Genomic DNA, 12,940 nt, shown 5'->3' on the forward strand with positions numbered 1-12,940 from the left:
ACACGGCAGCAACGGTTTCAGACGGCGTCTGCCGGGGCCAGCTTTTCGCGGAGCAGTTCCGCCAGGCCACGAATAGTGCCGATGGCGGTGAGGTCGGCGGGATTGATCCGGATGCCGGTTTCGGTCTCGATACGGGTACGTAGTTCGAGGGCGCCCAGCGAATCCAGGCCGTACTCGGGCAGCGGACGGTCCGGGTCGATGCTGCGGCGCAGGATCAGGCTGACCTGATCGGAGATCAGCCGCCGCAGCCGGGTCGGCCACTCGTCTGGCGGCAGCTCCTCGAGTTCGGCAAGCAATTTGCTTGTGCCCGCTGCGTTTTGACCGACGGAACGGAACGCTTCGGCGAACGGGGTGCGTTCGGCGAACGCGGCTAGCCACGGTGCGCCGGTGATGGGCGCGTACCCGCTGTAGGTGCGGTCGTGGCGCAGCAGGGCTTCCAGCGCGTAGGCGCCCTCGTCGGGAGCGATGGCAATGCCGCCCTCTGCCAGGTCGGTGGCGCGCCCGATCTGGGCCCAGGCACCCCAGGCGATGGCGGTCGCCGGCAAGCCCTGAGCCCGGCGCCAGCGGGTGAATGCGTCCAACCAGCTGTTGGCCGCGGCGTAGGCGCCCTGCCCCGGCGAGCCGACCAGCGCGGCCGCCGAGGAGAACGAGCAGAACCAGTCCAGCGGCTGCTGGGCGGTGGCGGTGTGCAAGTTCCACGCACCATAAACCTTTGGCGCCCAGTCACGCTCGACGAGCTCATCGGTGATGTTGGTCAGGGTGGCGTCCTCGATCACCGCCGCCAGATGCAGCACGCCGCGCACCGGCAGCCCGGTAGCGGTCGCCGTGGCGACCAACCGCTGCGCCGTCGCGGCCTCGGCGATGTCGCCGTTTTCCACCACGACATCGGCACCGTGTATGCGGATGCGCTCGATGGTTTGCTCCGCTTCGGGCGTGGGCTGCGAGCGCGACGACAACACGATGCGCCCGCAGCCGGCTGCGGCCATCTTCTCGGCCAGGAACAAGCCCAGGCCGCCGAGCCCGCCGGTGACGATGTAGGCGCCGTCGCCGCGGAACACCGGCACTTGCTCCGGCGGCACCACCACCCGGCTGTGCCCGGTGTGCGGGACGTCGAGCACCAGCTTCCCGGTGTGTTCGGCGGCGCTCATCACCCGAATGGCAGTGGGCGCTTCGGCCAGCGGGTAGTGCGTGCTCTCTGGCATCGGCAACGTGCCGTCAGCAGTGAGCCGGTACACCTTTTCCAGCACTTCGCGCAGTTGGTCCGGGTGGGTGACGGTCATCAGCGCCAGGTCGACGCCGTAGAACGCGAGGTTGCGCCGGAACGGGAAAAGCCCCAGCCGGGTGTCGCCGTAGATGTCACGTTTGCCGATCTCGATGAACCGCCCCCCGTAGGCCAGCAGTTCCAGCCCCGCGCGCTGCGCGGCGCCGGTGACCGAGTTGAGCACGATATCCACCCCGTATCCATCGGTGTCGCGGCGGATGCCTTCGGCGAACTCCAGGCTTCGCGAGTCGTAAACATGCTCAATTCCCATGTCGCGCAACAACTGCCGGCGCTGCTCACTGCCGGCGGTGGCGAAGATCTCGGCACCTGCGGCGCGGGCGATCGCGATGGCCGCCTGCCCCACGCCGCCCGTTCCGGAATGGATCAACACCTTATCGCCGCTCTTGATGCGGGCCAGGTCGTGCAGGCCGTACCAAGCGGTGGCGTGCGCGGTGGTCACTGCCGCCGCCTGCGCGTCGGAAAGCCCGGCGGGCAGCGTGACGGCCAGGCGCGCGTCGCAGGTGACGAACGTGCCCCAGCAGCCGTCGGGGGACAGACCCCCGACACGGTCGCCCACCTTGTGGTCGGTCACGTCGGGTCCGACCGCGGTCACCACCCCGGCGAAGTCGGTGCCCAGCTGCGGCAGATGGCCCTCGATGGCGGGGTAACGGCCGAATGCCACCAGCACGTCGGCGAAGTTGATGCTCGACGCGCTGACCGCGACCTCGATTTTCCCAGGCCCCGGCGGAACCCGATCGCGCGCAACAAGTTCCATCGACTCCAGATCGCCGGGCGTGCGGATCTGCAGGTGCATTCCGTCGCATTCGTGGTTGGCGACGGTGGTTTTGCGGTCCTCGGGAAGCAGCGGTGCCGCGGACAACCGGGCCGTATACCACGCGCCGTTGCGCCAGGCGGTTTCGTCCTCGTCCAAGTCGCCCAGCAGTTGGCGCGCCAACTGCTCGGCGTCGACGGCTTCGTCCACGTCGATCTGGCTGGCGCGCACGTGCGGATGCTCTGTGCCGATCACTCGCATCAACCCGCGCAGCCCGGCCTGCTCGAGGTTGGGTTGGTCGCCGGCCAGCACGACCTGGGCGTTGCGGGTCACCAGGTACACCCGAGGCGACTCGCCCGGAGCCTCCGTCAATTCGCGGGCGATCCGCACCAGATGCTGGACATACTCGCGGCCCGCCAGCGGGGAGTGGTCCTCGGCGTCGCCGTTTTTCGGTCCCGTCAGGATCACCACACCGGTGAAGGCGCCGGCACTCAAATGATTTGCCAGCTGTTCGCGGTTGGATTCATGGTCGGCGTGCGGCGGCCAGCACATGGTCGTGCATTGCGCGCCATAGTTTTTCAGAGCGTCGGTCAGCCTGGTCGCCACCACGTCCGAGGTGGTCGTGGTGCTGATCAGCAGGCAGCTTCTCGCATCGTCTTGGTCGGCCTCGGGCAACTCCCGCAGCCGCCACTCCAGGCTCAGCAGCCGCTCGTTCAACGTCCGATCTTTCTGAACGTTTCCCGAGACCCTGGCGCCCCACCGCGCCCCGTGCAGGGTGAGCAGGACTGCTCCGTTTTCGTCGAGCAGTTCGAAGTCGGCCTCGACCCCGGTCGAATCGGCTTTGTTCACCCGGGTGTAGCAGTAGCGGGCATTGCGAACCGGGCCGTAGACGCGTATACGGCGGGCACCTTGCGGCAATCCCAGCACTTCTTCGCTCAGGGCCTTGACCCCCGGATGCGACTCGATGCACTGGAAGCAGGTATCCAGCAGCGCGGGGTGCACGCCGTATGCGTCTTGCTGCGAACGGATTTGACGGGGCAGCGCGACTTCCGCGAGCACGGTGTCGGCCCCCTCGTCGCCGGTGTGCACGACGCCCAGAGCGGCGAACGAGGGACCGAACTGAACACCACGGCGGTCCAGCCGCGCGCGCACGTCGGCGCCGTCTTCGCGACCCGGGTGCGCGGCAAGCAGCGCCGGGATATCCCGCGCGGGCGGCTGCTCGTCGTTAACGGCGTGCAGGGCCGCGGTGGCGTGCCGCACCTGATGACCGCCGGGGTTCGTCTCCACGGAGAAGTCGAGCACGCCTGGCGACGACACCGATGCGGAGGCGCCGACCGTGGTCTCCTCGTCCAGCCGCAGCGCCTGCTCGAAGCGGATGTCGCGGACCTCGGCAGCCTCACCGAGCACCTCACGCGCGGCCGCCAGCGCCATCTCGCAATACGCCGCCCCCGGAAGCACCGGAATATCGCGGATCCGGTGATCGCCCAGCCAGGGCTGAGCCGCGGTACCGACCTCCCCTTGCCACACGTGGCGCTCCGGCTCCTCGTGCAGACGCACATGCGGGCCCAACAGCGGATGCACCGAGACGGTGCAGCCGCCGTGGATCTGGGTCTCCTGACCGTCGCGGCTCCACATCAGCGGACGGTGCGTCCAGGTCGGCAGCGGCGCATCCACCAGCTGTCCACTGGGATACAGCACCGAGAAGTCCACCGCGGCGCCCGCACTGTGCAGATCGGCCACGAAACTGCGCAGCCCGTGCGGCAAAACCTGCTCGCGGCGCATGCCGGCCAGCGCAGCCAGCGGCATGTCGAGGTTACGGGCGGTCTGCTCTAGAGCGTGGGTGAGCAGCGGGTGCGGCGCCACCTCGGCGAACACCCGGTAGCCGTCCTCCAAGGCGGCCTGCACCGCCGCCGAGAACCGCACCATGCGGCGCATGTTGCTGGCCCAGTAGCGGGCGTCGCAGACCGGCTGCTCGCGCGGGTCGAACAGGGTCGCCGAGTAGAACGGAACCTCCGGCGTCATCGGTTTGAGGTCTGCCAGTGCCTGGGTCAGATCGTCGAGGATCGGGTCGACCTGCGGCGAATGGAAGGCGACGTCGGTGGGGACCTCGCGGGCCATCACGTCGCGCTGCTCCCAAGCCGCGACCAGGTCGCGAACCGTCTGCGCGGCGCCGGCGATCACCGTGGACTGCGGCGAAGCGACGATCGCCACCACGACGTCGTTGATGCCGCGGGCGGTCAGCTCCGAAAGTACTTGCTGGGCAGGCAGTTCCACCGTTGCGGTGGCGCCGGTGCCGGCCACGCGGGACATCAGTTGCGAGCGGCGGCAGATCACCCGCAGTCCGTCTTCCAGCGACCGCGCGCCCGCGGCCACAGCGGCTGCGGCCTCGCCGAGGGAGTGCCCGATGACCGCCCCCGGGCGCACCCCGTAGGCCTTCAGCGTCGCGGCCAGGGCGACCTGCATCGTGAACAGCGTCGGCTGAATCCGTTCTTGACCGGTGACGACCTGTGGCGCCGAGATCGCTTCGGTCACCGAGAATCCCGACTCGCGGGCGATCAGCGGCTCGGCCTGCGCGACGGTGGCGGCGAACACCGGTTCGTCGGCCAGCAGCTGCGCGCCCATGCCCGCCCACTGCGAACCCTGCCCGGAGAACACCCACACCGCTCCCCGGTCGTCTTGTCCGACCGCGGCCTGATACGGCGTGTCGCCGTCGGCAACCTCGCGCAATGCTTGGGTGAGTACCGCCTGGCTGCTCGCAATGACGGTGGTGCGTACCGGGCGGTGCGCGCGCCGGCGCGCCAGCGTGTAGGCCAGATCCGGCAATGACACGTCGTCGTGTGCTTGCACCCAGTCGGCCAGCCGGCCTGCCGTGCGGCGCAGTTCGTCGGCGGAGGTGGACGACACCGGGAACAGCAGCGGCTCGGTTGCCGCTTGCCCGTTGTGTTGCGCTGCGGTTTCGCGCGGCTCGGGGGGTTGCTCCACGATGGCGTGGGCGTTGGTGCCCGAAAATCCGTACGCCGACACAGCCGCCCGCCGGGGTGCCCCGCCGTTGCGTGGCCACGGCGTATTCTCCTGCGGCACAAAAAGGTTGGTTTCTATTTGGGTGAGCTCGTCGGGCAGCTGAGTGAAGTGCAGATTGCGTGGAATAACGCCGTGCTGCAAGGCGAGGACGGTCTTGATCAACCCCAGCGTCCCGGCGGTGGACTGGTTGTGCCCGAAGTTGGTCTTCGCAGCACCGAGCGCGCAGGGCCCGTCGGTGCCGTAAACCTCGGCCAGGCTGGCGAATTCGACCGGGTCACCGGTGGGGGTACCGGTGCCGTGCGTCTCCACCATGGCCACGCTGCCCGCGTCGACGCCCGCCACAGCCAACGCGGCCCGATAGGCCGCGGCCTGCGCCGCCCGCGACGGCGAGGTGATGGTGGCCGTGCGGCCGTCGTTGTTCAGCGCCGTGCCGCGCACCACCGCCAAGATCCGGTCGCCGTCGCGCAGCGCATCCGGTAACCGCTTGAGCACCACCACGGCAGTGCCCTCGCCCGGCACAAACCCGTCGGCGGTGACGTCGAACGCGTGGCAGCGACCGGTGGGCGACAGCATGCCGCCCGCCGAGCCCGCGGAGAACTTCCGCGGATCCAGCGCCACCGCCGAACCGCCCGCCAGGGCAAGGTCGCATTCGCCGTCGTGCAAGCTGCGGCACGCCATGTGCACGGTGACCAGGCCGGCCGAGCATGCTGTGTCCACCGTCAGTGCGGGACCATGCAAACCCAGGGCATAGGAGATTCGCCCGGAGGCCATGCAGTAGCCGTTGCCCAGGAACCCGTAGGGACCCTCCAGCGCGTGGGCGTCGGCGGCCAGCAGCTGGTAGTCGTTATGCCCCAACGCCACGTACACGCCGGTGCGTGAGCCGGCCAGCTTTGCCGGGTTGAGCCCCGCGTGCTCCACTGCTTCCCACGAGGTCTCCAGCAACAGCCGGTGCTGCGGGTCGATCGCGGTCGCCTCCGCCTCGCTGATCCCGAAGAAATCGGCGTCGAAGCCGGCAACGTCGTCGAGGAACGCCCCCCATTTCGAGACCGAGCGGCCCGGTACCCCCGGCTCGGGGTCGTAGTGTTCGTCGACGTCCCAGCGGTCTGGGGGAACCTCGGTGACCAAGTCGTCGCCGCGCAGCAACGCCTCCCACAGCAGCTCGGGGGAGTCGATACCGCCGGGAAGCCGGCACGCCATGCCGATGATGGCAACGGGAGTGGCCGCCGTGGTGCTCATTGTGGGGGAAGAATCCGCCGTCGCCGCTCCGGGTGCACCATCATCGATCGCTCCGTACGAAACCATTCCGCCTCCTGCAACGACTGGGGTGGCTTTGTCCGCCGCGTGACTCAGACCGTGGCGCTCCTCGACCCCCCGGGGTGCCAACGTCATGTGTCAATTGATGCCTTTTCCCGTCTTACGGGCTTTCATGCACGTCAGCGACGTAAGTGGCAGACGCGACGGTATTACGCACCTGCCAAAGATGTAGGTATTCGATGGAACCGTTACCCAGCCGTGATATTTGCTCTGGTACGCCGAATTCGCGGACATGCCCTATACGGTGCGAGTCAGGCGGTCCGCCAGTAGGGCGGCGAACTTTGCCGGGTCCTCGGGTATGTCGCCTTCGGCGAGAAGGGCCGCGCCGTAGAGCAATTCGGCGGTTTGGGCCAGTGAAGGATCCTCCCCGCCACGCTCCTTGTGGGCCTGCTGCAGACCGGTGACGAGCGGATGGTGGGGATTGAGTTCCAGAATGCGTTTGCTGACCGGTACCACTTGCCCGGAGGCCCGGTAGAGGCGAGCGAGCGCCGGGGTGATGCCGAAGGCGTCGGTGATCAGGCAGGCCGGCGATTCGGTCAGCCGGGTGGACAACCGCACCTGCTTGACGTGATCACTGAGAGTTTCGGTCAACCAGGCCAGCAGGCCGGCGAACTCCTTCTCCTGCTCCTCGCGCTCGGCCTCGCTCTTTTCATCGTCGGAGTCGAGGTCCACCTCGCCCTTGGCCACCGACTGCAGCGGTTTGCCGTCGAACTCGCTCACCGATCCGACCCAGAGCTCGTCGACGGGGTCGGTGAGCAGCAGCACCTCGTAGCCCTTGGCCTTGAACGCCTCCAGGTGCGGGGACTTCAGCAGTTGCTCACGCGATGTGCCGGTCGCGTAGAAGATTTGCTCCTGACCGTCCTTCATGCGTTCGGCGTACTCGGCCAGGGTGGTCAGCTGCTCGTCGCTGTGGGTCGAGGCGAACGACGAGATGCGCAGCAGGGTGTCCTGGTTGTCGAAGTCCGACATCATGCCCTCTTTGAGCACCCGGCCGAACTGGGCCCACAGCGTGCGGTAGTCGTCCGGCCGCTGCGACTGCATGTCCTGGATTGCCGATAGGACCTTCTTGGTGAGCCGGCGACGGATCGCGGCGATTTGCCGGTCCTGCTGCAGGATTTCGCGGGAAACGTTGAGCGACAAGTCCTGTGCGTCGACGACGCCCTTGACGAAGCGCAGGTAGTGCGGCAGCAGCTGGTCGCAGTCGCCCATCACGAAGACCCGCTTGACGTACAGCTGCACTCCGACCTTGGCGTCGCGGTTGAACAGGTCGAACGGGGCGTGCGTGGGGATGAACAGCAGCGCCTGGTATTCGAAGGTGCCCTCGGCCTTCATCGCGATGACCTCGAGCGGGTCATCCCAGGCGTGCGCGACGTGCTTGTAGAACTCCTTGTACTCCTCGTCGGAGACCTCGTCCTTGGACTTGGCCCACAGCGCCTTCATCGAGTTCAGCGTCTGCGTTTCGACGCTGACCTGCTCCTCGCCGCCTTCCTCTTCGGCGGGGGTGCGTTTTTCGACGTCCATCCGGATGGGCCAGGCGATGAAGTCGGAGTACTTCTTGACCAGCTCCTTGATCTTCCATTCCGAGGTGTAGTCGTGTAGGCCGTCCTCGGCGTCTTCGGGCTTGAGGTGCAGCGTCACTGACGTTCCCTGCGGGGCGTCCTCGACGGATTCGATGCTGTAGGTGCCGTCACCGCTGGACACCCACCGGGTGGCCGCGCTCTCGCCGGCCTTGCGGGTGAGCAGTTCGACCTTGTCGGCCACCATGAACGTCGAGTAGAACCCGATCCCGAACTGGCCGATCAGCTCCTCGGAGGCGGCCGCGTTCTTGGCCTCACGCAGCTTCTGGCGCAGCTCGGCGGTGCCCGATTTGGCCAGTGTGCCGATCAGATCCACCACCTCGTCGCGCGTCATACCGATGCCGTTGTCACGCACGGTCAGGGTGCGCGCAGCCTTGTCGGTCTCGATCTCGATGTGAAGGTCGGACGTGTCGACATCGAGGTCCTTGTTGCGCAGTGATTCTAGCCGCAGCTTGTCCAGCGCGTCTGAGGCGTTGGAGACCAACTCCCGCAGAAACGAGTCCTTGTTGGAGTACACCGAGTGGACCAGCAGATCCAGCAGCTGGCGTGCTTCGGCCTGAAACTCCAACTGCTCCACGTGTGCAGTCATCTGACTTCCGTTCTACAACACAACTTTCCACTACAGATGCCAGCGAAAATAATACCGAGGACGACGCGGCCTTGGCCGTCTGACCTGGAGAGGCGTCAGCACCTGCGCCGAACGCGTGTCAACTGAGATGAACTTTTCGACCGTATGGCGGCGACGGTCGCGGTAACGTGACGCCCGTGGTGGATACCATTTTGGGCTTGCTGCGCGAGCGCGCCGGTCTGCAGGCCGATGACACGGCGGTGACGTATATCGACTACGACCAGGACTGGTCCGGGGTTGCGGAAAGCCTGACGTGGGCGCAGCTGTATCGGCGAACCCTCAATGTTGCGGCCGAACTCGAACCTCTCGGGTCGACGGGTGACCGCGCACTCGTCATCGCGCCGCAGGGACTTGAGTATGTCGTCGCGTTTCTCGGCGCATTGCAGGCCGGACAGATCGCGGTTCCCCTTTCGGTTCCGCTCGGCGGCGTCAGCGACGAGCGGGTGAGTTCGGTTCTGCGCGACGCGTCGCCGTCGGTCATTCTCACGACGTCCGCTATCGCAGGCACCGTCGCCCAGTACGTCAAGTCGGAGTCCGGCGGATCCGCACCGTCGATTGTGCAAGTCGACAAGCTGGATCTTGACGCCCGGGGCTCGTCCAGCTCGGGCCTCGAAAACCTCCCGAGCACAGCGTATTTGCAATACACATCCGGGTCGACTCGCGTACCGGCGGGCGTAGTGATGTCGCACCGCAACATCCTGTCCAATTTCGAACAGATTATGGCCGACTACTTTCCGCAGTACGGAGGATTCCCCCCGTCGGACACCACGATTGTGTCGTGGCTGCCCTTCTATCACGACATGGGTTTGTATCTGGGGATCTGCGCGCCGATCATGACCGGAAAGCCCGCTGTGCTGATGAGTCCGGTGGCCTTCCTGCAGCGGCCGGCCCGGTGGATGCAGTTGGTAGCAAGCAACTCCCGCGCATATTCGGCGGCACCGAACTTTGCGTTCGAACTGGCGGCGCGCAAGACGTCGGACGAGGACATGGCCGGGTTCGATCTCTCCGACGTGCTTGTCATCGCCACCGGCAGCGAACGGGTACACCCGGCCACGCTGCGGCGCTTCACACAACGCTTCGCCAAGTTCAACCTGCGCGAAGAAGTGATCCGCCCGTCGTACGGACTCGCGGAAGCCACTGTGTACGTGGCGACTCCCACGGCTACTGAGCCGGCGACCATCGTGCGGTTCGAATCCGAAAAGCTGACCGCCGGCAAGGCGGAGCGCTGCGAAAGTGGAGGCGGCACACCGCTGGTCAGCTACGGGGTGCCGCGCTCACCGATGGTCCGCATCGTCGACCCCGACGCACGTGTCGAGTGCCCTGCGGGAACGGTCGGTGAGATCTGGGTGCATGGCGACAACGTCGCGATGGGCTACTGGCAGAAACCCCAGGAGACCGAAAACACTTTCGGCGCAAGGCTTGTCGCTCCCTCAGAGGGTACGCCCGAGGGGCCCTGGCTGCGGACCGGCGACTCAGGCTTCCTCTTCGACGACGAGCTGTTCATCATCGGCCGCATCAAGGACCTCCTGATCGTCTACGGGCGCAACCACTCTCCCGACGACATCGAAGCGACCGTCCAGGAGATCAGCGGCGGTCGCTGCGCCGCCATCGCGGTTCCGGACGAGCACACCGAAAAGCTGGTGGTGATCATCGAGACCAAGAAGCGCGGCGACTCTGCGGAGGAGGCGGCGGCGAAGCTCTCCGCCGTCAAGGGCGAAGTCACCTCGGCGATCTCCAACGTGCACGGCCTCGCGGTCGCGGATCTGGTTCTGGTGCCGCCCGGTTCGATCCCGATCACCACCAGCGGCAAGGTTCGGCGGTCGACGTGTGTCGAGCAGTACCGGCAGGGTCAGTTCGCCCGGGTGGACGCATAGCTCATCCGCCGCGGGCTTCGATCATCGCCGAGCGGTTGATTTTGGTGGCCGCTGTGCGGGGGATCTGGTCGACGAACTCGACCGTCTTGGGCACCTTGTAGGCGGCGAGCCGGGTCTTCGCGAAGTCGATCACCTGCTGCTCGGACAGCGGCGCCGTGGCTTGCACGACGGCGTGCACCCGTCGGCCCCACTGCGGATCGGAGAGCCCGATGACGACGACGTCGGCGATCTGATCGTGTTCGGCGAGTGCGCATTCCACTTCTGCCGGAAAGACATTGGCGCCTCCGGTGATGATCATGTCGGCGCGGCGGTCGGCGACGTAGAGGTAGCCGTCGGCGTCGAGGTGCCCGATGTCGCCGGCGGACCGGAACCCGTCGGGTGTCGACGGCAGCGGCGGCGCCCCGCCCAGGTACCGGTATCCGGCGCTCATCGGGGCACGCAGGTAGATCTCGCCGAGCTCGCCGGGCGGCAGCGGATTGCCCTGCGGGTCGAGGATCCGAATCTCGGTGTCGCGGAAGCGCCGGCCGACACTGCCGGGGTGGGCCAGCCACTCGTCGCCGCGCAACGCGGTGAGCCCGAGGTTCTCGGTCATCCCGTAGGCCATCACGATCTGTTCGGGGGACAGCAGGTGAAACCACGTGTGCATCAGCGCGTGCGGCATCACCGCGGCGCCCACCAAAATCCATACCACGCTGGACAGGTCGCGGGTTTCTATGCCGGGTAGCGCGGCGATGCGGCTCAGCATCGTCGGCGTGGCGGTGAAGTTGGTGATCCGATAGCGCTCGATCGCGTCGACAACCATTGCGGCGTCGAACTTTTCCAGGACCACCAGCCGGTCGCCGCCCAGCAGGTTGTTCAGCGGGGCGAAGCCGTTGGTGTGATACATCGGCCCGGGCACCAGGATCGTCTGCGGTAGATCCACCGAGGTCCAGGCCGCCAGAAACGGTGTCGACAGCAGCGGCGTCCACAGCGCCGGCGCCAGGTTGAGGATCACCTTGGGCAGGCCGGTCGACCCGCTGCTGCAGATGCCGTTGACGGTGGGGGAGACGACGATCGGCAGCGGCTCGTCGGATTGGTCTTTGGCTTTGGACGCCAGCTTCTCCGTGGTTTGTTCGTCGACAACGACGGCCGCGTCGATCACGCCGAGCACGCGGGAGCGTTCCCAGTCGGGCAGATCCCAGCGCATCGGCACCGGAACCGCGCCGACCTTCCAGCAGCCCAGCGCCGCCAGAATCAGCTCCTGGGAATTGGGAATGGCCAGCGCCACAAGCGAACCGGCGTCGGCGCGGGCGGCCGCCAACGCCCGGCCCCACTGGTTGGCCCGCACCTCGAGATCGGCGAAGCTCAGCGTGCGCGCGGCCCCGTCGGGCGCCAGCGTGGTCACGGCGGGCTGGTCGCCGAGTCCCTGCGCGAGCTGCTGCAGCCGCAGCCCGAACGGCACTCCCTCTTCGGGGCTCATGCTGGCACTGTGAACAGCGTTTCCAGGGAACCGCTGCGCACGTCGGGGATCAACCGCAGCGCAAGCACTTCGGTGCTCACCGGCAACCGGAGGAGCGGCTGGGTGTGCCGGTCGAGCACGCTGACGTCGGATTCGTCGCAGAAACCCAGCGCACCGAGTAGCTGGTGCGAGGTGCGCAACATTTGACGGGCGGTGTCGGCGGCTTTGAGACGTAGCATCGTTGCATCCGCCGAGCGTACCTGCGCCGGCACCGAATTGACCCGCCAGATCGTGTATTTGGCGAGTTCGTCGAGCCCGCGCGCGGCGACGGACGCGTCCGCGACCGCGAACCGGACGGCCTGGAAGTCGGCCAGCGGCTTGCCGAACTGAATACGGCTGCGGACGTGCTCGCACGTGATCTGCAGTAGCTGCTGTACGGCGCCGAGGATTCGCCACGACCCGAGCACCAGGTGCAGGTCGACGTCGACGGCCGGCACGGTGCCGTCGGGTTCGCTGAGTGTGGCCGGGACCAGAAACGGCCCGAGCTTGGCGTTGGTCCGCGATTCCGCCCGCGGCCGGTAGCGGATCCCGTCCAGGTCGGCGGCGATCCACTCGCCGGGCAGATCGCCGTGATCGATCCGGGGTGCCTGCGGGTTGACCAGCGCCAGCCGTGCGCCGTCGACGGCCAGCAGCTCCTCGACCAGCGGGTAGGGCAACGCCGTGGCGCCGGCGGCGCGACAGAGCACCGCGGCGGCCAGCAGGTCGTCGGGTCCGTAGCGGACGTCGAGGTCGAACGCGCCGACGTCGGCCAATGCTTTTCTTGCTTGGCCGCGGATTTCGTCATCGGTCTCGGCGCGCAGCGCCGCCTGCGGTCCGCCGAAGCGGGCCAACCGCTTGGCCGCGACGGTGGCGAACTCGTTAACGTCTTCCGGCAGAGCGGTATTCACCGTATCCTTCTTCGTAACTTGCCTGACAATTTGCGACCGGGCGAAAACCAACAGTGCCCCTGCAGTCGCCGCGGCAGGTCGTGCGGTCCCAAAAGCAGGTGGGCGTTA

5 protein-coding genes are annotated in these 12,940 nt (G+C 67.2%); 1 reads left to right on the forward strand and 4 read right to left on the reverse strand.

Annotated features, from left to right (window positions below; genetic code table 11):
- Window positions 1–17: 17 nt before the first annotated feature.
- On the reverse strand, window positions 18–6,356 hold the full coding sequence (pks2, locus tag AWB95_RS20340) for a sulfolipid-1 biosynthesis phthioceranic/hydroxyphthioceranic acid synthase (RefSeq protein WP_085168573.1): 6,339 nt from the start codon (window positions 6,354–6,356) through the stop codon (window positions 18–20).
- A gap of 249 nt (window positions 6,357–6,605) precedes the next feature.
- Window positions 6,606–8,534, reverse strand: coding sequence for a molecular chaperone HtpG (gene htpG, locus AWB95_RS20345; protein WP_062538994.1), 1,929 nt, complete (start codon window positions 8,532–8,534; stop codon window positions 6,606–6,608).
- 167 nt (window positions 8,535–8,701) lie between these two features.
- On the opposite strand from htpG, the gene AWB95_RS20350 reads away from it, so the two are divergent.
- A complete protein-coding gene (locus AWB95_RS20350) occupies window positions 8,702–10,447 on the forward strand; it encodes an AMP-binding protein (protein WP_373280751.1) in 1,746 nt (581 codons plus the stop codon).
- A 1-nt stretch (window position 10,448) separates the two neighbouring features.
- Here AWB95_RS20350 and AWB95_RS20355 read toward each other — a convergent pair whose 3' ends face one another.
- Window positions 10,449–11,906 (reverse strand): class I adenylate-forming enzyme family protein, encoded by a 1,458-nt coding sequence (locus tag AWB95_RS20355; RefSeq protein ID WP_062538993.1) that lies wholly within the window; start codon window positions 11,904–11,906, stop codon window positions 10,449–10,451.
- Window positions 11,903–12,832: an acyl-CoA dehydrogenase family protein gene (locus AWB95_RS20360; RefSeq protein WP_062538992.1), complete on the reverse strand. Its 930-nt coding sequence runs from the start codon at window positions 12,830–12,832 to the stop codon at window positions 11,903–11,905. Before AWB95_RS20360 ends, AWB95_RS20355 begins: the two co-directional genes overlap by 4 nt.
- Between the last annotated feature and the right edge of the window lie 108 nt (window positions 12,833–12,940).

The organism is Mycobacterium celatum, from assembly GCF_002101595.1.
Classification (GTDB): domain Bacteria; phylum Actinomycetota; class Actinomycetes; order Mycobacteriales; family Mycobacteriaceae; genus Mycobacterium; species Mycobacterium celatum.

Excerpts from the sequence above, each read along its gene's own strand:
- AWB95_RS20355 (WP_062538993.1), bottom strand. The coding sequence starts at position 11,906 with ATGAGCCCCGAAGAGGGAGTGCCGTTCGGGCTGCGGCTGCAGCAGCTC.
- pks2 (WP_085168573.1), bottom strand. The coding sequence starts at position 6,356 with ATGGTTTCGTACGGAGCGATCGATGATGGTGCACCCGGAGCGGCGACG.
- htpG (WP_062538994.1), bottom strand. The coding sequence starts at position 8,534 with ATGACTGCACACGTGGAGCAGTTGGAGTTTCAGGCCGAAGCACGCCAG.